Below are 25,588 nucleotides of genomic sequence, written 5' to 3'. Positions count from 1 at the left end.
CGTTCGGCACCAGTCGCTTTAGTATACAAGCACGCATGACGAAGGGGCTAGAAAAACGCCGATGTTTTTGGTTCGCGACCCGTTACAGCTGGAAAAGGGCGATGGCGGCGAAAGGCAGCCAGAGGACGAAGATCACCACGAAAGGCCAGCGATGGGCATTGCTTACGGCCACGAATTCGCGGATGAACGCCGTGGGCCAGAAGTAGCTCGCGGTCTTACTGCCCACGCCGTCGGCGGCCAACCCGATCTTGTGCGCGTACTCGGCCGTGCGGAACACGTGGTAATCGCTGGTCACCACGGCGGCGCGATACGCGCCCGCGCCCGAGCGCGCATCCATGATGGCCTTGGAGTTGCGCAGGTTCTCCATCGTGGTGGTCGACCGGTCCTCCTCGATGATGGCGTCGGCGGGCACGTTGCGCTCCTCGATGAGGTACGAGCGCATGGCCGCGGCTTCCGACACCGCCTCGTCGGCGCCTTGGCCGCCCGACGCGATGATGACCGCGCGGCGCCCGTCGGCCTCCCAGAGCTCGACGGCCTTGTCGAGGCGCGCGGCCAGCAGCGGCGTGGGCTTCGTGCCCGACAGGCCCGCGCCGTGCACGACGATGTAGTCGTAGTCGCGGCGCTTCGGGAGCCGGCGGTACAGCCACGAGTACAGCAGCAGCGCCGCGAACGTGAACGCCACGTACGAGCCCTCCATGATCACGAGCAGCGCCAACGCCAGCACGATCGGCGGCATCTGCATGAGCAGGAACAGCGGCGCGGCCACGCACACGAACACGATGCACAGCGCGAACAGCCCCGGCAGCAGGTGCGACAGCGACAGGCCCTCGCGCTTCACCACCACGAAGGTGTTCGCCAGCAGGAATACGACGAGGGCCACCGTGCCGAACGGAATGGCCGCCAACCCGATGAGCACGAGCCACGGCAGATCGAACTGGATGGACAGGCCGTACAGGCCGAACAGGCACAACAGCAGGAAGTACAGCGCGTTGCGGAACTGCCGCGGCTCCTTGCGGAAGTTCTTGACGAACAGGAGCCCGAACACGAGCGCCGGGAAGTATATGAGGAGCAGCGTGAAGAACATGGATGGACTTTCAACGAGGTTGCGAGGAGGCGAACACGATCACCCGACAGTATAGCGTTCGTCGCACCGCCGTCGCCAAACTGTTCCTTTGGGCGGGCGCCGCGCGGGATGGCAGCGCCCGCCTCCGGCGAACGAGTGTTTCACGTGAAACACTCGTTCGCGCGGCGCGGGGCCGGCGGGCGCGCCCACGCGCGTCCCTATTCCGCTTCCAGCTCCTGCTCGAATTCGCGATCGATGGCGCCCTCGGCGTGCGGCGGATCGACCTCGAAGTCCACGCGCTTCGTGAACAGGCTCACCACCGGCACGATGATCAACGACAGCACCATCGCGATGGCGCCGCAGTTGATGGGCGACGCGATGGACGCCGTGCCCACGAACCCGGCGATCATGTTGCCCGTGGTCAGGCCCACGCCCACGATGAAGCTGGCCCACACGGCCGGCTTCGAGATGCGCTTCGAGTACAGCCCCCAGAAGAAGGGCCCCAGGAACGAGCCGGCCAGCGCGCCCCACGAGATGCTCATGAGCTGCGCGATGAACGTGATGGACGAGTTGTACTGGATAAGCGCGATCACCGCCGAGATCACGATGAACACCACGATGAGCACGCGCATGTAGCTGAGCTGCTTCTTCTCGCTCATGTTCTTCACGAGGTTGTCTTTGATCAGGTCGAGCGTCAGCGTGGACGACGACGTCAGCACGAGCGACGACAGCGTGGACATGGATGCGCTCAGCACCAGCACGATCACGATGCCGATGAGCAGGTCGGGCAGCGTCGACAGCATGGTGGGAATGATGGAATCGTACACCGGCGTGCCGGCGGCCGTCATCTCAACCTGCCCGCCGTACAGGCGGCCGAATCCGCCCAGGAAGTAGCTGCCGCCCGCCACGATCATGGCGAACACGGTGGAGATGATGGCGCCCTGCTTGATGGCGGGACCGCTCTTGATGGCGTAGAACTTCTGCACCATCTGGGGCAAGCCCCACGTGCCCAGGCTGGTCAGCACGATGACGCCTAGCAGGTCGGGCAGGTTCGGCCCGAAGAAGCTGACGAAGGGGCCGGCCATTTCGGAACCCTCGGCCGGGATGAGCGACAGCGTGGTGAGGGCCTCGGTGAAGCCGCCGTTGTTCACGAGCACGGCCACGATGACAGCCACAATGCCCAGCAGCATGACGATGCCCTGGATGAAGTCGTTCATGACCGTGGCCATGTAGCCGCCCAGTACCACGTACACGCAGGTGATAACCGCCATGCCGATGACGCACACCTCGTACGGCAGCCCGAACGCCATGCCGAACAGGCGCGACAGGCCGTTGTAGACGCTGGCCGTGTACGGGATGAGGAACACAAAGATGATGGCCGCGGCCGCGATGCGCAAACCCTTCGACTGGTAACGCTCGCCGAAGAACTCGGGCATCGTGGACGCGCCCAGGCGGTGCGTCATCTCGCGCGTGCGCGGGCCGAGCACCCACCAGGCCAGCAAGCTGCCGAGGATGGCGTTGCCGATGCCGATCCACGTGGCGGCGATGCCGTATTTCCAGCCGAACTGGCCGGCGTAGCCCACGAAGATGACGGCGGAGAAGTAGCTCGTGCCGAACGCGAACGCGCTCAGCCACGGCCCCACGTTGCGGCCGCCCAGAATGAACCCGTCAACGCTTCCGGTGTGTCGTCGACAGTAGATGCCGACGCCCACCGCAACGCCGACGAAAATGAGTACCATGCATATCTTCTCGATCATGGAGTGCATCCCTTCCTTGTTTGCATACAGCGAAACGGCCCCTCGCGCGAAGGACCGGCAGCGGCGCACACGACAATCCGCTTCGCCGTGTCGTCGGACGACGACAGGCGCGCAGAGCCCCGTGTGCTAGAGGTATCGATAGGAATAGTAGGAGATGGCGCGGTAGGCGGTCGCGTCGGCGGCCGAAGAGGCCGGTTGCGCGGCAAGCGTGGCCACAAGCGAATCCGCGGGGCGCGGGGCGATGGATCGGCACACGGCCGCGACGGCGAGCTGGAGTCGCCAGCGCTGTTCAACGGCAGTATGTCCCTTCGCAGAATGCATGGACATACTTTACCATAGTGGAGCATGCCGGTGAGGTAAAATTTCCGCCTAGGCCGATACCGTCGCCGCCAGGCGCCGCACGGCTTCGTCGCAGCACGCCACGAAGAACGCGGCGCGGCCGCGGTTGCTTTCGCGCAGCAGCGGTTCCTCCGAAAGCACTCGCTTGTCGAAGGCGATCAAGCTCGCGCTCATCGCACTCATCGCGGTGCAGTGCGCGGACGAACGAATGTTTCACGTGAAACATTCGGCCCAGGCGGCGCGGGCCCGCCTGTGGAAGCAGCGGGCCGCGCGGGGGTTTCGGGGCGGTTTAGTACCGGCTGTCGAAGATGCGCTTCGTCTTCTTTTCGCTGCGGGGCAGCTCGCCCATGGGGACGCCCTTGGCGTCGGGGGTGCAGCCGCACTTCGCCTTGAAGATGAGTGCCAGCTCCTCCTCGGCGCGCTGTTTCGCCTCGTCGTGCAGCGGAGTTTCGAACAGCACCGTGAGCACGTCCTTGCCGCTGATGTTCTCGATCATCACCTGGTACTCGCTCGAGGTGCCGTCGGTGGCGGCGATGACTTCCTCCACCTGCGCGGGGAAGATGTTGCAGCCCTTCACCTTGAACATGTCGTCGGTGCGGCCGGTCAGCGTGTCGATGCGCGGGTGGCGATGGCCGAACGCGCACGCGCAATCGCCCGGGATGATGCGCGTGAGGTCGTGCGTGCGGTAGCGGATGAGCGGCGCACCCTGCTTGCGCAGCGTGGTCAGCACGAGCTCGCCCACTTCGCCGTCGGGCACGGGAGCGCCCGTGTCGGGGTCGACCACTTCCACGTACACGTAGTCGTCCCAGATGTGCATGCCGTGATGCTCGTCGCACGAGATGCCGATGCCGGGGCCGTACACCTCGGTGAGGCCGTAGATGTCGTAGATCTCCACGCCCAGCTCGCCGGCGATGCGCTGGCGCATCTTGTCGCCCCACCGCTCGCTGCCGATGACGCCCTTGCGCAGGTGAATCCGATCGCGAATGCCGCGCTCGGCGATCTCCTCGGCCAGCAGCAGCGCGTAGGAGCTGGTGGCGCACAGCACGGTGGACTTGAGGTCCTGCATCATGCGCAGCTGCTTCTCGGTGTTGCCCGGCCCCATGGGGATGGCCATCGCGCCCAGGCGCTCGGCGCCCAGCTGGAAGCCGATGCCCGCCGTCCACAGGCCGTAACCGGGGGTGATGTGGATGCGGTCGCGGTTCGTGATGCCCGCCGTCTCGTAGCAGCGCGCGAACTGGATGGCCCAGTCGGTGACGTCCTGCTGCGTGTAGGGGACGATGACCGGCGTGCCCGTGGTGCCGCTGGAGCTGTGGATGCGCACGATTTCCTCGTCGGGCACGGCCTGCAGGCCCAGCGGGTAGGCGTTGCGCAGATCGTCCTTCTCGGAGAACGGAAGCTTCTCGAAGTCTTCCTGCGTCTGCACGTCGGCGAGGTCGATGCCCTCGAACTTGCTCGCGTAGAACGGCGAGCGCTCCTTGAGCGTTTTGAACTGGTTTTTGATGAGTGCGAACTGATCGCTGGTAAGCTGCATGATGGTCCTCCCGGGGACGATGGTCTTCTACAGGGTACGAAGATGCTTCAAGCCCGCAAGCGCGAGTCTTGAAGCTAGAGCCATCGACCTGCCGAAACCACGGCTGTGATGGGAAGGGTGTCGTTCGCGTGTTCCATGCGTCCATTCTAGGCGAAGCCGCCGCGATTGCAAACCCGCAACTTCGCAGGTGCGTGCAGCCGGCACGCGCGATCACCAGCTGAAGCGCGCTTTGCCCTTTCCCTTGCTGGCGTACAACGCCTGGTCGGCCGCGCGGTAGATGTCGAAGAACGTGCGCCCGCGCACTACCCGCACGATGCCCACCGAGCACCCCAGCTCCACCTCGCGTGCGGCCGAGTGCGCGCCCCACGCCTCGATGAGCTGGCGCGCCTTGTCCTCGGCGTCCGCAACGGAAAGCGGGCAGGTGGAGAACACGGCGAACTCGTCACCGCCCATGCGGCCGATGAGCGCGTCGCGCGGGAACGCCTGCTGCAGCACGTCGGCGAACTCCGCGATGACCCGGTCGCCCTCGGGGTGGCCGAGCGTGTCGTTCACCGTCTTGAAGTCGTCGAGATCGATCATGAAGAAGGCGTTGCCCTCGCCGCCCTCGATGAGCGCGGTCGCCACGTGCTTCTCGAATGCGGCATGGTTCAGCAGCTCGGTCATGGAGTCGAGCTCGGCGCGGCGCTCCATCGCTTTGGAGTGCTCGAGCGCGGCGTTCGCCTGCTCGGTGGCCGTTTTCGGGTAGTACTCCTCGCGGCGCTGGTCGATGTTGGGCGTGGAATGGTGCAGATGCGTCAGCAGCAGGCGATCGCCGTCGCGGCGGAACACGAGCGTGAAGCGCGTATCCATCTCCACGAGCAGCGGTTTGGGCTGGTCGGGGCGCTCGCGCACCCACAACGTGCCGAACACGAGGCAGGAGTCGACGCCGATGGGGCGCGGCTCGTAGTACTCGTCGAGGATCTCGAAGACGACGTCCTGGGCTTCCTCCTGGTCGCGCTCCAGCCCCGTGAAGAACGACGCGAGATCGGCGTAGAACTCGTGCTTGCCCGTGCCGATGAGCGAGAGAAGCTGCGGGTCCATGGTGTCCACGATGAACTGGACGCTGTCTTCCGACGGCTCGATAAGGTACGCCTTCCACAGCTCGCGCGCCAGTTCCACCGCTTTCGCCAACCACGCGCGGTCCATCGTCTCCTGCACGGCGTCCTCGCCTTCTATTGCCCATACCAACTGGGCAATCAGTATATCAGCATCCGTGCGCGGCACCTACGGCAGGGGGGATGTTCTTTCAGTTTTACACCCCCGCGACCGCGTCGACGGCGGCCAGGTTAAGGGCGACGAAGCGGGGTTTGACGCACTCCTCGAGGGCGCGACGCAGGTCGTCGAGGTCGAGCGGGATCGCCCCGACGCTCAGCGCGCTGGCCAACAGCACCGAGTTCAGCACCTTGCGGCTGCCCACCGCGTCGGTGAGCGCGACATCGTCGACGGCGACGAAGCGCGCGTCGGTGCTGGCCAGCGATCGCTCGATGCGCGCGACCACGTCGTCGGCGCGATAGGGCCGGTCGGACAGCGCCGCCGTGACCGGCTGGATGGCCGTGGTCGCGGTGACCAGCAGGCCGTCGGGCGCAAGGAACGGCAGCACGCGCGCAGCCTCGGCCGGCTCGAACGCGATGATAAGGTCGGCCGTGCCCTCGGCCAGCAGCGGCGCGAACACCTCCTCGCCCGCATCGCCCATGCGCACGTGCGACACCACGTTGCCGCCGCGCTGCGCCATGCCGATCGTCTCGGCCGTGCGCACCTGCCAGCCTTTATCCTGTGCGGCCTGGGCCAGCACTTTCGCGGCCAGCACCGTGCCTTGGCCGCCGACGCCCGCCAGCATCACGTTACGCATGGGAGCCTCCTTCCGACGCCGATCCGTGCGAAGGTGTTTCACGTGAAACATTTGTTTGGTCGGCAGTCGTCATCGAAAGCGCGTTGAAGGGGCACACCTGCGTGCACAATCCGCAGCCGTTGCAGAGGCTGGCATCCACGAACGCCTGGCCGCGCTCTTTGCTGCGCGCGCCGCGCGCGTCGGCATCGAAGCCGACGGCCGGGCACCCGATCTCGGTGATGCACTTCTTGCAGCCCGTGCAGGTTGCGGGATCCACGACGGCCGGCGCGCCCGGCTTCACCAGCTGGATGCACGGAGACTCGAACAACACGGCCGACGGTCCCTCGTAGTCGAGCGCCTCGCGTGCGGCAGCCACCGACGCGTCCAGGTCGAGCGGGTCGGCATGCACGATGCAGCCGAAACCGAGCGCCTCCAGCACGCGCGGGATGGAAAGGGGCTTGCGCTTCGGCCCCATGAGCGTGACGCCGGTGCCGGGATGCGGCTGCGAGCCGGTCATGGCCGTGGTGGCGTTGTCCAGCACGCACACGGTGATGTCGTGACCGTTGTACGCGGCGTTCGCGAAGCCCGGCAAGCCGCTGGCGAAGAACGTCGAATCGCCCACGAACGCGACCGCTTTCTTCTGCGGCTCGGCCACGGAAAAACCCTGCGCCATCGTGATGCCCGCGCCCATGCACAAGCACGTGTCCACCGCGTCGAGCGGCATGGCGTTGCCCAGCGTGTAGCAGCCGATGTCGCCGCACAGCACGGCGGGCGTTTTGCCCAGCGCGCGCTTCACCGCGTAGAAGCTGCCGCGATGGGGGCAGCCCGCGCACAGCACGGGCGGGCGCACGGGCAGCGGATCGTCTTCGGCAGCGTAGGCGGTGGGTGCAGCCGTCGGCGCAGCAGCATCGGGGATGCCGAGGAAGCGCGCGATGCGTTGGGCGATGTCGTCCACGTCGTTCTCGCCGCGGTCGCGCGCGTCGCCGGTCAGGCGGCCGCGCACCTCGAAGGCGGCGTGCGTGCGACCCGCATGCACGAGCAGCGCGTCCTCCAGCACGTGGTCGAGCTCCTCCAGCACGAGCACCTGGTCGAGGCCTTCGACGAACCGCGCCGCCGTTTCCTCCGGGAAGGGATAGGGCGTGCCCACCTGCCAGAAGCGGTACGCGGGCACCTCGATGCCCCGCTCGGCCGCGCGCGCTTCCACCATGCGCAGCGCCTCGCGAGTATAGGCGGCCGACACGCCGCCCGCCACGATGCCGAGACGCGGCGCGGAGGGTTCAAGTCCCCCTCCGACTATCGGGTTGAACGCCGCAAGCGCCGGCTCGACGGCGAAATCGTGCGCGATCGCCACCAGACGCTCGTTGATCTCGCCGTGCGCCTGGTAGGCGCGGCGCGGGAAGATGACCCACTTGGGATCGCGCTCGAAGCCTTCTTCGGGCACCGGGCGCGCCTCGGTGGCATCCGCCACGTCGAAGAACGTCGAGGCATGGTTGATGCGCGTGGTGGGACGCACGATGACGGGAGTATGGTAGCGCTCGGACAGGTCGAAGGCGGCCTGCATCATGGCGAAGCCCTGGTCGGGCGTGGCGGGGTCGAGCACGGGCAGCTTGGCGAACGACGCGAAGCGGCGCGTGTCCTGCTCGGTCTGCGACGAGATGGGGCCCGGATCGTCGGCCACGAACAGCACCATGCCGCCCTTCACGCCCACGTAGTTCAGGCTCATGAGCGGGTCGCTGGCCACATTGAGGCCCACCTGCTTGCAGGTGAACAGGCAGCGAGCGCCGGTGTACGACGCGCCGGCCAGCAGCTCGAGCGCGCTCTTCTCGTTCGTGGACCACTCCACGTGGATGCCGCGCGCGGCCCCGTCGGCATGCAGCTTCGCCACCGTCTCGATGAGCTCGGACGACGGCGTTCCCGGGTAGCCCGCCACCACGCGCACCCCGGCCTCGAGCGCCGCGTGCGCGAACGCCTCGTTCCCCATCAGCAGTTTCTTCGTCATGTTCTCGCCTGCCCCATCACGTACGAATGTTTCACGTGAAACATTCGGCTCTTGCGCTTACGCTTGAGGTTCCATGATAGCGCACGGACGCGCCCCTCGCGCGGTCGTATCCGCGAGGGGCGCGAGGGGCCAGGGCTTACAGCACGGAAATGCGCCCCCGCATGCGGGGGCGCAGAAGACGCGAGGAACCGGCGGCGCAGAAACAACGCGTCCACCACACCAGCGAACGAATGTTTCACGTGAAGCATTCGGCTGGCTGCGCGGCGCGCAATCGCAGCACGCGGGGCGCGCAGCGCAAGGGGCAGCGCGCGGCGCAGCCGCGCCACCCGCCACGCCACCCAGCGCGCCGTTTACGCGTCGGCCATGCCTTGCTTGAAGTCGATGATCTTCTGGCGGGCGCCGTCGCAGCCGGTGCCGAGGATCTGCACGGCCAGGATGGCCGCGTTCTTTGCGCCGTTGATGGCGACGCAGGCCACCGGCACGCCGGAGGGCATCTGCACCATGGACAGCAGCGAGTCCAAACCGCCCAGGTCGCTCGTCTTCATCGGCACGGTGATCACGGGGTTCGGGGTGTACGCCGCCACGACGCCTCCCAGGTGAGCGGCCTTGCCAGCCGCCGCCACGATCACGCGGATGCCGCGCTCGTGCGCCGTGCTGGCCCACTCGTGCACCTCGGCCGGCTTGCGATGCGCGCTGGCCACCTTCACCTCGTACGGCACGCCGAACTCGTCGAGCTGCTTCATGCAGGGCTCCATGGCGGGCATGTCGCTCTCGGAACCCATGATGATGCCGACCACGGGGCTGTTCTGTTCGCAGGACATTCGCTCTCCTTCTGTTGCGCTGATTGGTTGCACTCAGTGTAGCGAACCGAAGCCGGGCGCGCTATCCCACAATACGCCTGATCACCGCTTCTACGTCGCACGCCCGGGGCAGGCCCGACGCCGGGTCGTCGGCCACGCGGTACAGGGCGAACTTCGCCGCCTCAAGCGCCTCGGACACGACGATGTTCGCCTCCTCGGCCACGCTCAAAGCGTCGGGGCATGCGCGCACGGCCGGGTTCGCCTCGAGGTACGCGCCCACGATCTCGCGGAAGTCGCTGACGAAGCCGAACGTGTTGTCCAGGAACAGCCGCATGAGCGCGGGCGTGTCCTTGACGAGCGCCACGCGCTGCGCGGCGACGTCGCTCTCCCAATCGAACGAGTCCACCACCTCGAGGAACAGCGACAGCGCGGCATGGAACATCGAGCACGGCATGAGGCGGTCGAACGCCGCATGCACCGAGGCGACGTCGAGGTCGTACTCGCCGATGCCCACGATGGCGGCGTCCTTCGTGGGGAAGTAGTTGAAGAAGGTTCCCTGCGACACGTCGGCACGCTCGCAAATGAGGGCCACGGTGACGCTGTCGTAGCCCAGCTCCCCCACCAGCGCGATGGCCGCGCGCTCGATGGCGGCGCGCGTCGCGCGGCGCTTGCGTTCGCGCAATCCTATCTTTCGCCCGCCGTCCGTTTGTAGCTGTGCCATCGCTCGCCCTCCGCGCTTCCCTGTGCCGTGTACTCCGCATTATACGGGTCGCGGGCGCTTTACGTCGAAATTGTCAGTTTTACTACAAAATTATAGTCACTTCAATTTTGAGGTTGCTATAATGCTCGATGCCGTTAACGGGAAGCTGGAAGGAGCGCGCTATGAGGATATTCGGAATGGGCATGCCTGAGCTCATACTAATCATGGTGGTGGTGCTCATCATCTTCGGGCCGAAGAACCTTCCGAAGCTCGGCGGCATGCTGGGTCGCGGCGTCAAGAAGATCCGCGGGCGCGTCGAGGACGACGACGTGGACGCCGACGCCGCCCAAACCGCGTAGCCCGACGGCCCTCGGCCAGCCAAAATACGTCCCTGCTCATATCTCTCATTCAAGCTGCAAGACGGGTCTTGCGAGAGCATGCCCAAAGTTAGCACCCCCACTTTACCGCATCCGACCCCCAGACTATAATCCTACGATATTACTTTGCTTTAACGGAACGGCAGGGCGCCAAGCGAATGCGAGCCTCCCCGCCGAAAGGAGCTCCTTTCTTGGGCGCGACAGCAGCAGTACCGCGGGAGGCTGCACACGACGATCGTGCCATGCGCGCTCGCTTCCACCAGCTCATCGCTTCCGGCGAGCCATTCGGCGTGCTGGCGTTCGGGGTGGACAACTTCGACCGCATCAACAACCTGTTCTCGTACGAGTTCGGCGACCGCGTACTCGAAAGCATCGCCGCCCTGATGACGGAGCTTGCCCCCGACGGAGCGGAGACGTTCCGCTTCGACGGCGACTGCTTCGGAACGGTGGTGCCCCTCGTCGCCGACGCCGCGGACCTCCAAACGCTGTTCGATCGCGCGCTGGCCTCCACGTGCGCGGGCTTCACCATCGACAGCGCCTCCATCGCGTTCAGGATCACCGGATGCGCGTGCCTCTACCCCGCCAACGGGCGCAGCGCCGAAGAGCTGTTCCGCAACGTGCACATCGCCCTCATCGACGCGAAGCGAAGCGGCCGAGCCACGTGCATCACCTGCACGGACACCCTGTGCGCCGCGTCGCGCAAAACGCTGCTGCTCATGGAAACGCTGCAAGGATGCATCGCTGACGGATTCAGGGGCTTCTCCGTTCGCTACCAGCCGTTCGTCGACACGCGCGACGACGAGGTGCACGGCTGCGAAGCGCTCATGCGGTGGAACGACGAGCAATTCCCCGAGGGCGTGCGGCCCTTCGAGTTCATCCCCTATCTCGAGGAAAGCGGGCTGATAACCGCGGTCACCACCTGGCTCATGGACGTGACGTTCGAGCAGGCGGCGCGCTGGGTCGAGAACGACCCGACATTCGTGATGAACATCAACCTTTCCAAGTACGTGCTCGACGACCCCGACTTCAAGTTCTGCATCCTGCAGGCGGCGAAGAACCACCAGGTGGATCCGCACAACATCATGCTCGAGCTCACGGAGAGCGGCACGATCACCGACGCGGCCGGGCTTGGAGACACGTTCGATTTCCTGCGCAGCCAGGGGTTCGGCGTGGCGTTCGACGACTTCGGCACCGGCTACGCCTCGCTCAACCTGTTCCGCGTCATCGCCGCCGACGAGCTGAAGATCGACCGCACCTTCCTCGACCGCATCACCTACGACGTGAACGACCAGCGCATCGTGTCGCACATCATCGACCTCAGCCACAGCATGAACCTCAGCGTGTGCGTCGAAGGCGTCGAGACCGAAGAGGTGCTCGCCATCATGCACTCGATGGGCGCCGATTACATCCAGGGCTTTTTCTACGATCACCCGCTGGACGCGGAGACGTTCGAACGCCGCTACCTGCAAGGCGAGACGCAGATCGGCGAGGAACGGGAACCCGTGACGGGCTCCATCGTTTACGCCCACGCGCAACCGGTGCAGCCGCTGTCGCCCGGCGCGCTCATCGATCGCGCGCACGCGGGCGTGTTCCAGGTGGCCATGGACGAGAACTTCACGTTCATCACCTGCAACGAAGGGTATCGGCGCATGCTAGGCTACACGGCGCCCGAGATCGAGACGAAGCTGGGAAACCGCGCGCTCGCCATCGTCCATCCGGACGATATGGCGTACGTCAACGAGGAGATCCGCCGGCAGCTGGGCCAGGGCGACACCGTGCTCATCGAGTTCAGGATCGTACGCGCCGACGGGCAGGTGCTCTGGATCACGGGCACCGGGAACGTGGTGAGGCCGAAGACCGGCACCCCGTACCTCGTCGTGGTCATCGTGGACACCGATCGCTTCAAGCGCGAGGCGCTTGCGGACGCCGAGGAGCTGGCGCTGCTGCGCCACATCCTGGACAACGCTCCCGTCGCCATCAAATGCCTGAGCTACGACGAGCACTTCACCATCAAGCACCTGTCGGGAACCTTCCTGTCCACCATCGGCTACACGCCCGACGAGATCCGCAGCCGGTTCGGCAACCGCTACATCAACCTCGTTCATCCCGACGACATCGCCCCTACCGTGGCCCTCGTGCAGGAGAAGGCGCAGCCGGGGCGCGTGTTCCACCTGCGCTATCGCCTGCGTGCCAGCGACGGGCGCATGTTGTGGTTCAACACGAAGACGAAGCTGTGCGAACCCGACGAGCACGGCGTGAGCGATTTCGTGTCGGCGGTTGTGGAAGTGGAGGGGCCCGGAGCGCTGAGCGAGGGGCTGATGCTGGACAACCGCTACCAGATGGCGTCGAAACGCTGGGGCGACGTGCTGTTCAACCTGTACCTGGATACGGGCGAGGTCGAATTCACCGACAACTACGAGGGCGAGCTGGGCGCGCCGCCGCGCGCGACCATCGCCGAGCAGCTGGCGCTTTCGCCCGCAAGCGATCGCGACGTGATCGTCGCGTGCATCGAGCAGGCGATGAGCGGGCTCGTGCCCGCCCCCATCGAGATGCGCATCGCGCCGCGCGGCGACCAAGACTATATATGGTGCTCGCTCTCGTTCAATTGCGCGGAAACGTCCGAAGGGAATCCCGTCGCCATTTTCGGGCGCATCAAGAACATCGACGTCGAGAAGCGTGAGCGCGACGAGCTGCTGCACGACTCGCAGACCGACCCGCTGTGCGACGTGCTCAACAAAATCACCGTCGAGCACGTGGTGGAGGAGGCGCTGCGCACCGCGTCCCCCGAAGAGCACTACTCGTTCGCCATCATCGACATCGACAACTTCAAAGGCGTCAACGATACGGCCGGGCACCTCGTGGGCGACCAGATGCTCGTAGCCGTGGCGGGCGCGCTCAAGGCGCTCGTGACGGAGCAGGGCGTGGTCGGGCGCATCGGCGGCGACGAGTTCATGGCGTTCCAGCCCTGCGACCCGGACTCCCAAAAGCAACTCGCGTTCGGACAGCGCATCATCGACCGGCTCGCCCACGCCGGCACGTTCGACGACGAAGCCGTGCGCCTGCGCACCAGCGTGGGCCTTGCGAGCTATCCCGAAGACGGAACCAGTTTCTACGAGCTGTTCAAACGCGCCGACGCCGCGCTCTATTTGGCGAAGGAACGCGGCAAGAATCGCGCGTGTCTGTACCGGGAGTAGGGAGCGTGCGGCGCGCCGAGAAAACCTGCGCTTTTCGCTTGACCCCAGGCCGCGCGACCGGTACAATATCGTTCCACGTCCTCACGGACGTCTGATGTGGTCGGGTAGCTCAGTTGGTAGAGCAGCGGACTGAAAATCCGCGTGTCGAGGGTTCAAGTCCCCCTCCGACCACCATTGAAAACTAGGGAGTGTTTGTGCTGATCAGGATGGGGATTCTGGGATAGCGCAAACACTCCCTTTTCATTTACGCAACCTGTCGTGTACGAAACGTGTACATGGTTGCTCGAAAATGCTTTATGCGGTCGCGAATTCTGCGGCCGAGACAGTGCCTCGTTCGTCAGGGCGGGCTTCCGTTGCCTCACCGTCTCCGTAGATAACATTGGCGATCTTGAGCGTCGCACGCTTCTCGTTCTCGATGTTGTGGTGCGTGTACAGCTTCATCGTGAACGCGGCATCGGAATGGCCGATGAGCGACTGAACGGACTTGGGGTCTGCTCCCTCTCCGACAAGAACGCTCGCATAAGTGTGACGGAACTGATGAAGCGTAAAGTCTCCAAGGCCAAGCTCTGCACGGTGCTTTCGCCACCACCTATTAAGATTCTCGGGGTGCATGAAGCCACCTACTCCACTCGTAACCACCGGAGTATCGACCGTTGGCTTTATGCGAAGCTCGGCAAGACGCTTCTCTTGCAAGGCCTCCCAGCGGCGAAGCTTATCCATAAAACGTGCGTCAACAGGCACGGTACGCTTTCCGCTCTGCGTCTTCGGCTCCTTGAGGGTCATGCCGTCGCTCGCGAGACTATGCCGCACATGAATAACCCCAGCGTCGTAGTCAACATCCTGCCAAGTGAGGCCAAGCACTTCGCCGCGTCGCATGCCCGTATTGAGAGCGAGAGCAACGGCAACGACGTGCGCATCAAGCGGCATCTGTTCGAGCGCCGCATTTGCCCGAGACAGCTCCTCCGGTGTGAGCGCGCGCTTCTCTTTGGTGTCACGTTTGGGAGCCTTGAGCTTGTCGCACGGGTTGTTGGGGATAAGTTCGTACACAAACGCCTCGTGCAGTATTTGCTTAAGCGTGATGAAGATACCGTTGCACGTCGTGCCGGAGAGAGACTTCTGCAACAGAGACCCGTTGTTTCGGAGCTTCACAAGCATGTTGCTAATAAGGCGCGGGTTTAGCTCCTGAAGATTGATATTCCCTAAATAATTATTTAAGGTTCGGACATGAAGCTCCTCCTTCCGCAACTGCCCGATGCTCAGTTCCTTCGAGGAGCGCCGACGCTCGTGCCACCCCTTCGCAAACTCGGCGAACGTAGGCACCTCGTTTCCCGTGGCAAGCCCGCTCTCGATGTGGCGTACAAACTCCCGCAGCTTCTCTTCTGCCTCTTGTTTGGTTTTGCAGCGCACCACCTTGGTCTTAGTGATGTACTTGTTGGTCACAGGGTCGCGGCCAAGAGCCACCCGCATCTGATACCGCGTCAGGCCGTCCGTCTTCCCGAGCTTCCTCAGCTTCCCGCTCCCGCGTACTTTTGGCATGGCAGGTCTCCTTTCGTTTGTATGCCAACATGCCTATTCCAAAGCGCCCGATGCGCTTGTGGACTCATAGTTTTCGTACCATCTCTCGATACTTTGACGGTACTGCTCACCTAGTTCACTCACTGCATCCTCGACTGGAACGCCACTCACCACCAGCTGTTCCACGCGGGTTTTCCGACGTGTACTGGCAGTTGTCTTGCACGAGCCGACATGGCAGACCTTCGACGGTGTTCCCCGGTCTTTATGAGTGAGTACGGGTCGTGAGCACACCTCGCAAAGGATGGCATTATCGTCCAGCAAAATCTTCTTTGCGGCTTGTGCAATAACTTGGAAGATGGTTGCCCCCTCATCGGTGACGGCTTTCCCGTTGATGAAGCGCAAGGATGCTTCACCGAATCCTATGCGAGCCAGAACAAAGCACGCGAGCGTTCCGCATGCTTGCCGCACGGCATAGCTCCGGTCTTCATCGCTTAATGCCAGCGTCGGAGCGAGGTCGAACACGAACACGCGGACGCGATTTGATAAATCGGGGGCATTGCGCGAACAACCCGCTGCCTCGGAAAGCCGCTGCCGTTCGGCAAGGGCTTCTGCTTCGGGAAGCTGGGAGAAATTGCCATCGTCCGTGAAGAACAGGGTACGCATATCGTCTTCGGCCAGCTCTTCGGGCAAGGTGATGTAAACCGGGCACGCCATGCCCGGCTCTTCCCCCAGCTTGAGGATGGCGCGCTCGCCAACCTCGGCAATCCCGTCCCCGTTGTGTTTATCGTTGGCGATAGCTGCGAGGGTTAGTACGAACGGAAACAGCCGGAGGTACTTGAGCATCTGACGTGTTTCGATGACCCGATAAGGATATACACCTCCATGAACGCACGTGACGAAGGAGTTGTAAATAGCGTTGGCCTCGTCACCGTGTATATCGGAAGAAAATCGGTCGAGGTATTCCACACCCTCGAATGCGTCTGCCGCACTGACGAGGTTGCCCTTAAGCATGCCCGTTGCGCTAGCTATGCCATGTCCTGTAGACATAGAGAACGCGCCCACCTTCTTGTTAAGGAGAGGTTCGAAGCAAAGCCCGTCGCCGTACTTGTCGCAGAGTACCACGAGGTCTTTCCACGTGCGCAGATTGTTGACCTCCTCAAGAAGCTCCATCCCGTCTACGGGAGATAAGGGCTTATGCGGCTCGTTAAACACGAACTCGTACTCGTTTGCATATCTTAACTGCGACATAACAATCTTTCCGCTAAACATCTCTGATTATTAATTTACAGTAAAAATTATTTATCAGTAAATTCTATTGTCAGAATAACGCCATGAGGTTGTGAGGTCAATACCCGAGGAAGGATTTTTCTATGACTATTCGACTGACGCTTGAAAGAGAGGCGCAGGGCCTGAGTCAAACCAAGCTCGCACAGCGCGCGGACATTAGCCCCTCGATTCTCAGCCGCATCGTGACGGGCAAGACGCAGGTATGGCCCAGCTGGAAGACAAGGCTGGCGCGCGCTCTCGATTGGGAGGGAGACCCGGATGAGCTGTTCGAGGAGGTGACAGACGATGAGTAGCGAGATTCTTGGATTGCAGGAGTACCCGCCCGTCCTTACCGTGCGACAAGCTGCCGATATTTTACAGGTGTCGACCAAGACTATCTGCGAGCTGTGCCGCGTCGGGGCATTGGCTGGACGCAAGATCGGTCGGCTCTGGCGTATACCCCGCCCGGCTTTAGCCGAATTCCTGAGCGACGAGGTGATGGCGTGAGCGCGCGAATCGCAGTTGGACTTGATGTGCATACACGCAGTATCGTTGCGCACGCAGCCGATATCAGCACCGGGGAAGCATTAACTCGCACATTTGGAGGCGGCGACTTTATGGGATTACTCGCTTGGCTCGAAGCCCTCCCCGGACGGTGCGAGGCAGTATACGAGGCCGGATACTGCGGCTTCTCGCTCGCCCGCTTCCTCATTGACCACAGCGTGCCTTGTACCGTTACGCAGGGCTGCACGCTCGGGCGAGGACGGGCCAAGACCGACGCGATGGATGCCGAAGCGCTTTCAAGGTTGTTGATAGCGAGCAAATTGCGGCCGGTCTTCATCCCGACCGAAGAACAGGAAGCACAGCGAGAAGTGGCGCGTCAGCGATACGAACTCGCACAGCAACGCAAAGCAGCGAAACACAGGCTTGCGGCCTTTTCTCATAGACACGGCTTGCCCAAGAATATAGCGGTTGATTCGCGGACACGCGCACTCGCCTCCCTGAATCCTGGCGACCGCCTGTCGTTCGAAGCGCTGACGGCTCAGCTCGAAAACGCGGGCCGCGAGATTGCACATCTTGAAAAATTTATGAACCGCGAAGTGAAGCGCGACCCCGCCATGAGAGCATTGACGTGCATCAGTGGTATCGGCCCCGTTGTTGCGTTCACGGCGACAGCAGAAGCCATGGACTTCATGCGCTTCGACACGGCACGCGATTACGCGAGCTTCCTTGGCCTCGTTCCCATGCCGCATAACTCCGGAGGCAAATCAGCGCGGCTTTCCAGCGAGAAGCGCACCGCGTCGGGCGATTGCTTCTACAGCGCTGCCACGACGGTCATGCGCGTGGGCGGCCTGTTTCAAACAGGAGGGTTGGCCGACCCCGAGAACGACGCAATACGCGAGTGCCTGGCTTCGCTCGATGGCTCCCCGTGCGAGCGCAGGAAAACTCACCGCGCGGCCATCATGGCTCGTTGCATCGCCGAGCAGACATGGGCGCTAGCCCACCGCCTCGACTAGACATAACCCAAGGAAGGAAAACCTCACCCGATTGTCGCGCCCCGGAACGGCGCAACGTACATGGCCTAGCCGCAACCTATCACTTTCCGTTCCGGGGTCGAGATACGACAACCTGATTTGCGCGCCCGTGCGCGCCGCAACCGACGGACGGCAGGGTTTTCCTTCGAGACCTACGTAAAAAGCAAGCTGAGACCCACGGGCCTTGGCTTGCTGTTCTCTGTTACCCGAGTAGCCAACATACCTGTACAGTTCACGAGGGCAGCTCAAGACCGTCCTCTTCGATAATACCGGCTTCTTGCAGCTCTTCTCGGGTGCGTGTCCTTCCCAGTTTCTTTATGTCCTCGACGCATTGGGCCATGCAATCAGCCGGAGGTTCCCAGTCAGGTTCCAAAGATTGACCGATGACAGCGTATTCGTTCGCGTCCCGCACGACCGCCCCGAGCTGGCCGGGGGTCAAGTTGGCTCGCAAAGCCTCACCGTACGCGGCCAGCACGGCGTAGAACTGGCGCGCATTCCTGTCCGGTGCAGCCACGCCCGAAGCCTCGTTAAGGCCTTGTAGCGCCCGCTGCTCCTTCACCACATTGAGAGCCAACCGGAAGTCGCCCACCTCGACGGCTTTGCCGTACAACGCCTCAAGGCGCGCTTCGGCGAGGGCACATTTCGCTTCCGTATCCTTCGAGCAGCCCGCCTTAATGCGCTCTCGCGCTGCCGCGATATAGCGGTCAACCTGCCCGACACTCACGCCCCATCGCATCTTTAGCGCATATTCGCATATCTGGGCACGGCTCCGCCCTTCTATCAGTAGTTCGGCTACTCTGGTCGTGCGCAGCTCAACCGTCGCTGCTGTCGATTTCTTTCCCATGCTAGCACCTCCGAATATGAGGCTACATCAGGCAAGCACTGATTTCTACGGTGGCAATATCGAAGTCCGCTGGCAAATGAAGCGTATAATTTTCTTAATGTGGTCTGCTGGGAAGTTGGAGCGGTTATGCAGCCGAGAAGTATTAGCAAGCGACTGATGTTCAGTACTGTAATAATAGAAACTGCGTTGGGGTTGGGAGCAAGCTCTTCTCGTTCGATTTATGCGGGAGAGGTTGACGCTTCTTTCGTCGATATCATGCAACCAGATGATCGGTTAGTGAACTCGAAGGAGCTTTCTGGGTATGGGACAATATGATTTTAGCTATTCGATTCCCTCCGGCTTTGATAGTCGTGTGAGACAATTGTTGCAACAATTGTATTCGAGTGGTGACTTGGCGGATGCACTCGAACGTTGTCGTTGCGAGCGCGAGGATTTGGGTAATGCATATTACGCTGGCATGCGAGGCGATAACTGGAATAAAAAGGCATTGGATTTTACAATCGAAGGCCCGCAAAAATCCATTGCGGTCTTAAAGAGCAATAATGACATTCTCAAAAATGCCATGTCAAAAGCATTAAGGTCTTCTGAATCGGGTTTTCTTTTGCGAGATATTGTATTTCTGGTTGCAGATGATATCGACTCTTTTCCTTCGACGAACGAGGAGCGATTGAACGCCGACATCGAAACCGCCCGAGTTGTATTGGCAGATATCATCAAAATTGGCGAACGGCTAAGTTTAAATGTTTCATACAGAGAGAGCAGCACCGAGAACAGCATAAACGATTATTTGCGCGATGCATTGTCTGTCATGGGCTATAACGAAGTTAAGGATCAGACACGCCATGGCCTATCAGTCAGCGGAAAAGACGCTGGAGAAGTAGACATTTTGATTTCTAAGGCCGGAAAAGAAGTCGCAGTAATTGAAGGATTGAAACTGTCCAGCGTGGATTCTGCGTATATTGACAGCCATATAGCCAAGGCAATATCTAACTACAACGCTTTAGGCACGGCAACTTTCGTCATTGCCTATATTTGCTCAACCGATTTCGGATTATTTTGGGAAAGATATTCAACTCATTTGCAGGGCTATGCTTTTCCATTGCAGGTGAAAAAGGAGTTTCGGATTGAATCATACCCGAATGCAGCGGCAAGAATTGCCTCAATGGTGCTTTCTCGTGATGGTTTTGATTTCCCTGTATATTTCATTGCGTTGAAGCTGAGCAGATAGAAGTACTGTTCGGCTAAATAAATATTTAGCCGATGCTATTTGTCGAATAATTCCGAGTCGAAGAACTCAGTCAAGGTCACGTCGAGGCCATCCGCTATTCGTTCAAGGTTCACGAGCGACATGTTGCGTTTGCCCGTCTCCACCTCTGCGAAGTACGTTCTCGCCATCCCGATGCCCCACGCAAAACTCTCTTGGCTTAGACCCGTCTTTGCACGCAACTCCTTGATACGAAGTCCCGTTTTCATCTTTATATCCAGTTCCGTCATGCGTGAGCCTTTCTCCGATAGGCTCACATCGTTCCCTATAGACCTATATGAGTTACACCCTAATCAGTGACAATCTGCGATATAGTATCTGCGTATCCGTTGATAGGAGGGTTCGATGCGTCGATGCGTAGGGCTGGTACTTGGAGTGGTGCTTGCTATGTCGTTGACAGGATGTGCGCAGCAAGAGGCGACCGAAGCAACAAGCGAAGAGGCTTCGGCGGTTCAGGAGAAAACAGCGGATGATTATGTGCGCGAGGGTAACTTCTCGACCGATTGTCCCATAAACGGGTCTACGGCAGGTGCAATCTGGTACGACAGCGGCTATCAGGCTAAAACGATGGATGGGACGCTAATTGAAAGTGATGTGCTGGTTGTCGAAACTGGCCTAACTGTGAAAGCAAGCTCTCCGAATACCGAATGGGGAATAGGCTTCTGCGTGGCGTTGCTCGATGGTAGCGGAAACTATCTATGCAGTTATGGCGACTGGAAGAACGGCCCGACCGGCTCACGAGAAGCAAGCATCGTTTGCGAGAATTTCAGCCAATTGGTTGAAAATTACGGCATGCCGCAGAGATACGAACTATACGTGACGAGGTGCTACGTCGGCGAAGGGAATTGGTGGGGGTTCAGTGACGCGGGACAGCTTTTCGTAACGGCCACTGAGCCAGTGGGCTACGAAGCGGTGAAGAAAGCTGGGAAGCTCATAGGCGAGGGGAGTATCCAGCGTAGCGGGGATGCAAGCGGCAGCGTTGGGGGCAGCGTCTCTCCTGACTCTTCTTCGGTCGAGCGCTACAGGCAAAACAATTCCGACAACGCCGCGCCCGTAGAAGAGCAGCAATTGAAGCTATATCGCGCACTGGACGATGTGGTATATACGCTGAGCATCAGTTCTTCTGAATGGAGTATCGGAAGTCAAGTCATGAACGGAAATGGCGGCGGCGGTCTGGTGCTGCGGGGTACGGTAGAGAACGGGCTGCTTGTTGCTGAGACTGGGGCTGTTTACCAGATGGATAGCTCGGCTAATAGTACGAAAGTCGCATGCGTTGATAAAGCTGACGATACGGTGGTCTTTATGGAAGGGGACTACTCGGAAGACAAAGGCAGAGCCGACGAAGCGGCTCTGAGCTACATACGATAAGGAGGCCGAGTATGGGAAAGAAAGCAACAGACCATAAGCGTTTTTGGACACCGGGTATGATAGCGACCCTTGTGGCGCTGACTCTCGTCATTCTTTTCGTCGGAACGTTCGCGGCCTCGGGGATTTCCAGCTGTTCGAAGGATGCGCAGGGTCTATCTGGCACGTGGTACGCGCGGGCTACGGATGTTGTCGATGGGAGCGAGGTATGGGCGAATCTCATCCTCGATGGAGACAGGTGGGAGGTAACGGGAGATTTTGCTATGAGCGGTAAGCTCAAGAAGGATGGAGACTCATACCAATTCTTCAAGAAAGATGGCACTACTCTAACAGCAACGGCTTCAAAAAGTGCCGACGGTCAGAGGTTAGTGTTCGATAGAAAGCTTATCGGCTTCACAGGGGAAGAGGTCTTCTATAGTTCCAAAGCCGACGCAAAGACAAGTTCGTGAGCAAATCGGCTCGCATTTATTCAAGTAGCAGAGGCTCCGATAAGGAGCCTCTGTCTATTACATCCCCTGTTTCAACGAGGTGCAAACGGCTTCAAGCTCACGTCTTGCCACAACAACCGCACCAGCATATAGATCCCCTTCGTTTTCAAGCGCATCCCCCACAGCGAGCAATAGGCTAGCTAAGTTGAGCAAATCGTTATACAACGGCTCCAGTTCAAGATTTAAGACGGTTGCATACTTCTCCATTGATGGCCCTCTCTGTAACGTGTACGAATTCTGTACATGACTACAGGGAGTTACGGGGTCTTACAAGCCCCTCTGTTCCCCTCGGTTGTTCGTAAATGACCCATCAAGGTTTCATAAGTTTGACCAGGCGTTACATGTCGAGGGTTCAAGTCCCCCTCCGACCACCATGTGCATGCAAAAGCGCTCCCTTCGGGAGCGCTTTTTTGTTGCCAAGTCTCACAGCGGAAGCGGCCGCATGAGCGCGTAGAGGCAGAACGCGACGGGATACAGGATGAGCAGGAACGCGTAATAGGCGGTGAGGGTGCCGGACACCGTGAGCGCGTCGATGTGCGCGTAGGCGCGGTTTCGCGCGTCGCCCGAAACGAGCAGAACGGCGCACAGCGCCAGCGATGCGATGCTGTACACGACGAACGGGGTGACCAGGAACCAGGCCATCTCGCCCTTGTTGCACAAGCCGCCGGGAGTGGCCAGCAGAAGCGCGAGCACCATCACCACGTTGATCACCGACGCCGGCATCACGGCAACGACGAACGCCCGCGCCGCGCCGAACTGCACCTGTTTGATCCAGAACCGGAATGCAACGAGCGAAACCGCCAGCACGACGAGCATCACGATGATAGCCGCCGTCGATCCCAACCACGCCCCCACGCCCATGCTGTTCGTATAGCCCACTTGTCCCCATGCCCTGCACATCATTTATCACCGCATTCGAGGATACCCTATCTGGTGTCCTCGAACTGGAACCCCTCGTGTTCATCCGTAAAGCTTCGTTGAAATTCGCGCGTTCCCCGAGCACGTCAAATAAACTACCCTCCCCCGCCTTTTCCACACGGGAGGGGCTATACTGGTAACTTATATGCCACACACGGAACCAAGATGAGGCCACGTGATTACCAGGGGATCACAACCGATATCTCTGCTCGCCCTCACGAGAGCGTTGCTTTCGGCTTTGCTGGTATGCGCGCTCTTTCCCGCCGCCGCGTTCGCCCAAGATTCCGACGCCGAGGTCCAGGAACGCATCGTCACCGTCGGCTACATGGACAGCGCGGGCATGTTGACGCAAAAAAGCGACGGCACCTACGAGGGATACACGTACGATTACCTCATGCGCATCGCGCAATTCACCGGCTGGACGTTCGAATTCGTCGAAGCCCAAGGCGAAACGAGCAGTGAGCGAGCGGCCAACCTCATGGACATGATCGACAGCGCCACCGTGGACGTTGTCGGCAGCATGACGTACAGCCCCGCGCTCGGCGAGCTGTACGAATACCCGGAGAACAGCTACGGCGCCGCGCACACTTCGCTGTTCGCGCCGAACGCCGGAGCAACCGTTTCGCAAACCAACCTGTTCACGCAAGACGAGCTGCGCGTCGCCATCGTCTCCACGGCGAAGCAGCGGCGCGCCGAGCTCGAATACTATTGCGAGCAGAACGGCATCAAGCTGGTCACCATCGAATGCGACACGATCGCAGAGATGCAGGAAAAGACGCTGACGGGCGAGGCCGACGCGTTTCTCGAGATCGACATCAACATCCAGGACGGCTTCCACATCGTCTCGTCGTTCGCCGAGCGCCCCTACTTTTTAGCCGGCCCGGCAGGCGACCGCACCATCATCGACGAGATCGACGCCACCATCGAGCACATCAACCAAGGCAACCCCCAGCTTCAAAGTACGCTGTATGACAAGTACTTCATGAAGGCCGACACCAACTTCGCGCTGACGGACGAAGAGCTGCAGTACGCGAAGCAGCACGAGACGCTGCGCGTGGGCGTGATCTCCGAGAAGGCTCCCCTTCAATCGTTCGACAAGCAAACCGGCCAGTTCAAGGGCGTGACGAAAGGCGTGCTGGAGTATCTCACCAAACACGCCGGGTTCTCGTTCGAGGTCGTGCAGATCTCCCCTTCGGACGACCTCGACGAGGCCATTCGCGACGCCAACGTGGACATCATCGCCGGCGTGAACGACAACGACAGCACCGCGAACGATCACAGCCTCGCGCTGACGGCGTCCTACATGACCACCTCCACGCTGCTGGTGTACAGCAAATTCGTCGACCCCGACGACCTGGAGGGCAAGACGCTTGCGCTCCCCTGGGAGCTGGGCGAAGTAGCCCCGGAAGGTGCGAACACGCTTATTTACGACACCCTGGAAGAGTGCTTCGAAGCGGTGAATTCCGGCAAGGCCGATTATACGTACGGGCAATCCTACACCACGCCCTACTACCTCAACATCGACAACCTCAACAACCTGCTGTACCTGCCCATGTCCACGAAGACGGTGGACATCTGCTTCGGCATCGTGCAACCGATCGATCCCGACCTGCTGGTGATCTTCAACAAATCGCTGCGCGATTTGAGCGCCACCGATCTCGACTCCATCATCTACGACAACTCGCTGATCGACCAGAGCGAGCAGATCAGCTCGTTCATCAGCGATCACCTGCTCGAGTTCGCGCTGGGCTGCATATCGCTGCTGCTTATCATCATCGTGCTGCTCATGCTGTACCTGCGCTCCCGCATGGCCGCCGCGCGCGCCGTGCGCGAGGAGAACCTGCGCTTCCAAGAGCTGTACCGCCTGGCCAACGAGCAGTTCTTCGAGTACTCCATCAAGACGGACACCCTGCGCATATCGAAGTCGAAGAAGCTTATCGACGGGCTGCCCGAGGGAGACGCAACCGATCGGAACGAAAACTCCTCGTACCTCGCGCTCGACAACGCTCGCGAGCGCATCAAGACCGGCGGCAGCGCCGAGCTGCTCGACGCCTTCACGGCTCCGTCGCATGCCGTGACGGAAGTGCTGTGCAACACGGGCGAAGACTCCAAAAACGCACGTCAATGGATACGCGTCACCTCGCACTTCGTCGAGGACGACGACGGCAAGCCCATCTCGGTCATCGGGAAGATCGCCAACATCGACGAGGAGATGCGCGAGAAGATGGACCTGTCCGAGCGCGCTCATCACGACGGCCTAACCGGGCTGCTGAATTGGAAGACGTTCCAGGAAAAGGCAGGCGCGTTGCTGGTCACCGGGAAAGCCGGCGCGCTGCTGGTGGTGGACACCGACGACTTCAAGAGCGTGAACGACACCTTCGGCCACCTCGCGGGCGATCGCGCGCTGCAGCAGACGGCCACGGCGCTGGCGAAGGCGTTCCGCCCACAGGACCTGGTCGGGCGCTTGGGCGGCGACGAGTTCGCCATCTGCATCGACGGGGAAATCGACTACGACCGCCTCGCGCAGGCCTGCGCCTCAATCGTGGGCGACGGCGTGTCGTTCCCCGACCAGCAGGGCGATCCGCACGCCGTGACGCTCAGCATCGGCGGCGTGGAGCTGCACGGCAAGGCCGACTCGTACCAGAGCGCGTACCGGCAAGCCGACAAGGCGCTCTACCGCGCCAAGGCCGACGGCAAGAACCGCTTCGTCATCGAGCACTACCGACCCGAATAGGCTCCTCGCAACCGCACCCCTCGCTCCTCGCT

The 25,588-nt window shown here is 61.3% G+C and carries 25 protein-coding genes and 1 tRNA gene; 10 read left to right on the top strand and 16 right to left on the bottom strand.

Features of this window, described 5'->3' with window-relative positions; genetic code table 11:
* Positions 1-82: 82 nt before the first annotated feature.
* The 10 genes from GS424_RS00365 to GS424_RS00320 form a co-directional block, all read right to left on the bottom strand.
* Positions 83-1,084, bottom strand: coding sequence for a YdcF family protein (locus GS424_RS00365; protein ID WP_160940771.1), 1,002 nt, complete (start codon positions 1,082-1,084; stop codon positions 83-85).
* 197 nt (positions 1,085-1,281) lie between these two features.
* Positions 1,282-2,820 carry a sodium:solute symporter family protein gene (locus GS424_RS00360; protein ID WP_160940772.1) on the bottom strand — a complete coding sequence of 513 codons (1,539 nt, stop codon included), beginning with the start codon at positions 2,818-2,820 and terminating at the stop codon, positions 1,282-1,284.
* A 126-nt stretch (positions 2,821-2,946) separates the two neighbouring features.
* Positions 2,947-3,141, bottom strand: coding sequence for a hypothetical protein (locus GS424_RS00355; RefSeq protein WP_160940773.1), 195 nt, complete (start codon positions 3,139-3,141; stop codon positions 2,947-2,949).
* 48 nt (positions 3,142-3,189) lie between these two features.
* Positions 3,190-3,333 (bottom strand): hypothetical protein, encoded by a 144-nt coding sequence (locus GS424_RS00350; RefSeq protein ID WP_160940774.1) that lies wholly within the window; start codon positions 3,331-3,333, stop codon positions 3,190-3,192.
* A 115-nt stretch (positions 3,334-3,448) separates the two neighbouring features.
* The gene (locus GS424_RS00345; RefSeq protein WP_160940775.1) at positions 3,449-4,690 is read right to left on the bottom strand and encodes a phenylacetate--CoA ligase family protein; all 1,242 of its coding nucleotides are present in this window, start codon (positions 4,688-4,690) and stop codon (positions 3,449-3,451) included.
* A 210-nt stretch (positions 4,691-4,900) separates the two neighbouring features.
* Positions 4,901-5,887, bottom strand: a complete 987-nt coding sequence (locus tag GS424_RS00340) for a diguanylate cyclase domain-containing protein (protein ID WP_160940776.1) — start codon at positions 5,885-5,887, stop codon at positions 4,901-4,903.
* Between the two features lie 94 nt (positions 5,888-5,981).
* Complete coding sequence (locus GS424_RS00335) at positions 5,982-6,578, bottom strand: indolepyruvate oxidoreductase subunit beta (protein ID WP_160940777.1); 597 nt, start codon at positions 6,576-6,578, stop codon at positions 5,982-5,984.
* Positions 6,571-8,556 (bottom strand): thiamine pyrophosphate-dependent enzyme, encoded by a 1,986-nt coding sequence (locus tag GS424_RS00330; protein WP_160940778.1) that lies wholly within the window; start codon positions 8,554-8,556, stop codon positions 6,571-6,573. Before GS424_RS00330 ends, GS424_RS00335 begins: the two co-directional genes overlap by 8 nt.
* A 350-nt stretch (positions 8,557-8,906) precedes the next feature.
* The gene (gene purE / locus GS424_RS00325) at positions 8,907-9,377 is read right to left on the bottom strand and encodes a 5-(carboxyamino)imidazole ribonucleotide mutase (RefSeq protein WP_154332655.1); all 471 of its coding nucleotides are present in this window, start codon (positions 9,375-9,377) and stop codon (positions 8,907-8,909) included.
* 61 nt (positions 9,378-9,438) lie between these two features.
* The gene (locus GS424_RS00320; protein ID WP_160940779.1) at positions 9,439-10,077 is read right to left on the bottom strand and encodes a TetR/AcrR family transcriptional regulator; all 639 of its coding nucleotides are present in this window, start codon (positions 10,075-10,077) and stop codon (positions 9,439-9,441) included.
* A gap of 161 nt (positions 10,078-10,238) precedes the next feature.
* Between GS424_RS00320 and GS424_RS00315 the strand changes: the two genes are divergently transcribed.
* The 3 genes from GS424_RS00315 to GS424_RS00305 all read left to right on the top strand — a co-directional run bounded on the left by GS424_RS00315 (position 10,239) and on the right by GS424_RS00305 (position 13,801).
* Entirely contained in the window at positions 10,239-10,415 is a 177-nt protein-coding gene (locus GS424_RS00315; protein WP_160940780.1) for a twin-arginine translocase TatA/TatE family subunit, read from the top strand.
* Between the two features lie 260 nt (positions 10,416-10,675).
* On the top strand, positions 10,676-13,627 hold the full coding sequence (locus GS424_RS00310; protein ID WP_160940781.1) for an EAL domain-containing protein: 2,952 nt from the start codon (positions 10,676-10,678) through the stop codon (positions 13,625-13,627).
* Positions 13,628-13,725: 98 nt separating this feature from the next.
* Positions 13,726-13,801 (top strand) — tRNA-Phe (locus GS424_RS00305).
* A 120-nt stretch (positions 13,802-13,921) separates the two neighbouring features.
* On the opposite strand, the gene GS424_RS00300 is transcribed toward GS424_RS00305, so the two are convergent.
* Positions 13,922-15,163 (bottom strand): tyrosine-type recombinase/integrase, encoded by a 1,242-nt coding sequence (locus GS424_RS00300; protein ID WP_160940782.1) that lies wholly within the window; start codon positions 15,161-15,163, stop codon positions 13,922-13,924.
* 33 nt (positions 15,164-15,196) lie between these two features.
* On the bottom strand, positions 15,197-16,354 hold the full coding sequence (locus GS424_RS00295) for a hypothetical protein (RefSeq protein ID WP_160940783.1): 1,158 nt from the start codon (positions 16,352-16,354) through the stop codon (positions 15,197-15,199).
* A 158-nt stretch (positions 16,355-16,512) separates the two neighbouring features.
* Between GS424_RS00295 and GS424_RS00290 the strand changes: the two genes are divergently transcribed.
* From GS424_RS00290 to GS424_RS00280, 3 genes are read left to right on the top strand one after another with little or no spacing between them, the layout of a single operon-like run.
* Positions 16,513-16,722, top strand: a complete 210-nt coding sequence (locus GS424_RS00290) for a helix-turn-helix domain-containing protein (RefSeq protein ID WP_160940784.1) — start codon at positions 16,513-16,515, stop codon at positions 16,720-16,722.
* Positions 16,715-16,915: a helix-turn-helix domain-containing protein gene (locus tag GS424_RS00285; protein ID WP_160940785.1), complete on the top strand. Its 201-nt coding sequence runs from the start codon at positions 16,715-16,717 to the stop codon at positions 16,913-16,915. Before GS424_RS00290 ends, GS424_RS00285 begins: the two co-directional genes overlap by 8 nt.
* Positions 16,912-17,925: an IS110 family RNA-guided transposase gene (locus GS424_RS00280; protein WP_160940786.1), complete on the top strand. Its 1,014-nt coding sequence runs from the start codon at positions 16,912-16,914 to the stop codon at positions 17,923-17,925. The genes GS424_RS00285 and GS424_RS00280 overlap by 4 nt, the downstream gene beginning before the upstream one ends.
* A 250-nt stretch (positions 17,926-18,175) precedes the next feature.
* Here the strand turns inward: GS424_RS00280 and GS424_RS00275 are convergent, their stop codons facing one another.
* The gene (locus GS424_RS00275) at positions 18,176-18,787 is read right to left on the bottom strand and encodes a hypothetical protein (protein WP_160940787.1); all 612 of its coding nucleotides are present in this window, start codon (positions 18,785-18,787) and stop codon (positions 18,176-18,178) included.
* Between the two features lie 301 nt (positions 18,788-19,088).
* Here GS424_RS00275 and GS424_RS00270 point away from each other — a divergent pair, with 301 nt between their 5' ends.
* Complete coding sequence (locus GS424_RS00270) at positions 19,089-20,015, top strand: hypothetical protein (protein WP_160940788.1); 927 nt, start codon at positions 19,089-19,091, stop codon at positions 20,013-20,015.
* A gap of 35 nt (positions 20,016-20,050) precedes the next feature.
* Here GS424_RS00270 and GS424_RS00265 read toward each other — a convergent pair whose 3' ends face one another.
* Complete coding sequence (locus GS424_RS00265; protein ID WP_160940789.1) at positions 20,051-20,281, bottom strand: helix-turn-helix domain-containing protein; 231 nt, start codon at positions 20,279-20,281, stop codon at positions 20,051-20,053.
* Between the two features lie 157 nt (positions 20,282-20,438).
* Here GS424_RS00265 and GS424_RS00260 point away from each other — a divergent pair, with 157 nt between their 5' ends.
* Complete coding sequence (locus GS424_RS00260) at positions 20,439-21,419, top strand: hypothetical protein (protein ID WP_160940790.1); 981 nt, start codon at positions 20,439-20,441, stop codon at positions 21,417-21,419.
* A gap of 11 nt (positions 21,420-21,430) precedes the next feature.
* A complete protein-coding gene (locus GS424_RS00255) occupies positions 21,431-21,865 on the top strand; it encodes a hypothetical protein (RefSeq protein ID WP_160940791.1) in 435 nt (144 codons plus the stop codon).
* Between the two features lie 57 nt (positions 21,866-21,922).
* Here GS424_RS00255 and GS424_RS00250 read toward each other — a convergent pair whose 3' ends face one another.
* Together GS424_RS00250 and GS424_RS00245 are read right to left on the bottom strand one after the other, a co-directional pair.
* Entirely contained in the window at positions 21,923-22,111 is a 189-nt protein-coding gene (locus GS424_RS00250; protein WP_160940792.1) for a hypothetical protein, read from the bottom strand.
* Between the two features lie 216 nt (positions 22,112-22,327).
* Complete coding sequence (locus tag GS424_RS00245) at positions 22,328-22,783, bottom strand: hypothetical protein (protein ID WP_160940793.1); 456 nt, start codon at positions 22,781-22,783, stop codon at positions 22,328-22,330.
* Positions 22,784-23,048: 265 nt separating this feature from the next.
* Here GS424_RS00245 and GS424_RS00240 point away from each other — a divergent pair, with 265 nt between their 5' ends.
* Complete coding sequence (locus tag GS424_RS00240; RefSeq protein WP_160940794.1) at positions 23,049-25,556, top strand: transporter substrate-binding domain-containing diguanylate cyclase; 2,508 nt, start codon at positions 23,049-23,051, stop codon at positions 25,554-25,556.
* The last annotated feature ends 32 nt before the right edge of the window (positions 25,557-25,588 follow it).

This window comes from Eggerthella guodeyinii, assembly GCF_009834925.2.
Lineage (GTDB): Bacteria > Actinomycetota > Coriobacteriia > Coriobacteriales > Eggerthellaceae > Eggerthella > Eggerthella guodeyinii.
This window is presented reverse-complemented; position numbering and strand designations above follow the sequence as displayed.

Coding starts and splice junctions, on each gene's coding strand:
- GS424_RS00300 (WP_160940782.1), bottom strand. CDS start 15,163: ATGCCAAAAGTACGCGGGAGCGGGAAGCTGAGGAAGCTCGGGAAGACG.
- GS424_RS00355 (WP_160940773.1), bottom strand. CDS start 3,141: ATGCATTCTGCGAAGGGACATACTGCCGTTGAACAGCGCTGGCGACTC.
- GS424_RS00255 (WP_160940791.1), top strand. CDS start 21,431: ATGGGAAAGAAAGCAACAGACCATAAGCGTTTTTGGACACCGGGTATG.
- GS424_RS00270 (WP_160940788.1), top strand. CDS start 19,089: ATGGGACAATATGATTTTAGCTATTCGATTCCCTCCGGCTTTGATAGT.
- GS424_RS00330 (WP_160940778.1), bottom strand. CDS start 8,556: ATGACGAAGAAACTGCTGATGGGGAACGAGGCGTTCGCGCACGCGGCG.
- GS424_RS00365 (WP_160940771.1), bottom strand. CDS start 1,084: ATGTTCTTCACGCTGCTCCTCATATACTTCCCGGCGCTCGTGTTCGGG.
- GS424_RS00360 (WP_160940772.1), bottom strand. CDS start 2,820: ATGATCGAGAAGATATGCATGGTACTCATTTTCGTCGGCGTTGCGGTG.
- GS424_RS00350 (WP_160940774.1), bottom strand. CDS start 3,333: ATGAGCGCGAGCTTGATCGCCTTCGACAAGCGAGTGCTTTCGGAGGAA.
- GS424_RS00285 (WP_160940785.1), top strand. CDS start 16,715: ATGAGTAGCGAGATTCTTGGATTGCAGGAGTACCCGCCCGTCCTTACC.
- GS424_RS00290 (WP_160940784.1), top strand. CDS start 16,513: ATGACTATTCGACTGACGCTTGAAAGAGAGGCGCAGGGCCTGAGTCAA.
- GS424_RS00250 (WP_160940792.1), bottom strand. CDS start 22,111: ATGGAGAAGTATGCAACCGTCTTAAATCTTGAACTGGAGCCGTTGTAT.
- purE (WP_154332655.1), bottom strand. CDS start 9,377: ATGTCCTGCGAACAGAACAGCCCCGTGGTCGGCATCATCATGGGTTCC.
- GS424_RS00265 (WP_160940789.1), bottom strand. CDS start 20,281: ATGACGGAACTGGATATAAAGATGAAAACGGGACTTCGTATCAAGGAG.
- GS424_RS00345 (WP_160940775.1), bottom strand. CDS start 4,690: ATGCAGCTTACCAGCGATCAGTTCGCACTCATCAAAAACCAGTTCAAA.
- GS424_RS00310 (WP_160940781.1), top strand. CDS start 10,676: ATGCGCGCTCGCTTCCACCAGCTCATCGCTTCCGGCGAGCCATTCGGC.
- GS424_RS00315 (WP_160940780.1), top strand. CDS start 10,239: ATGAGGATATTCGGAATGGGCATGCCTGAGCTCATACTAATCATGGTG.
- GS424_RS00320 (WP_160940779.1), bottom strand. CDS start 10,077: ATGGCACAGCTACAAACGGACGGCGGGCGAAAGATAGGATTGCGCGAA.
- GS424_RS00275 (WP_160940787.1), bottom strand. CDS start 18,787: ATGGGAAAGAAATCGACAGCAGCGACGGTTGAGCTGCGCACGACCAGA.
- GS424_RS00335 (WP_160940777.1), bottom strand. CDS start 6,578: ATGCGTAACGTGATGCTGGCGGGCGTCGGCGGCCAAGGCACGGTGCTG.
- GS424_RS00260 (WP_160940790.1), top strand. CDS start 20,439: ATGTCGTTGACAGGATGTGCGCAGCAAGAGGCGACCGAAGCAACAAGC.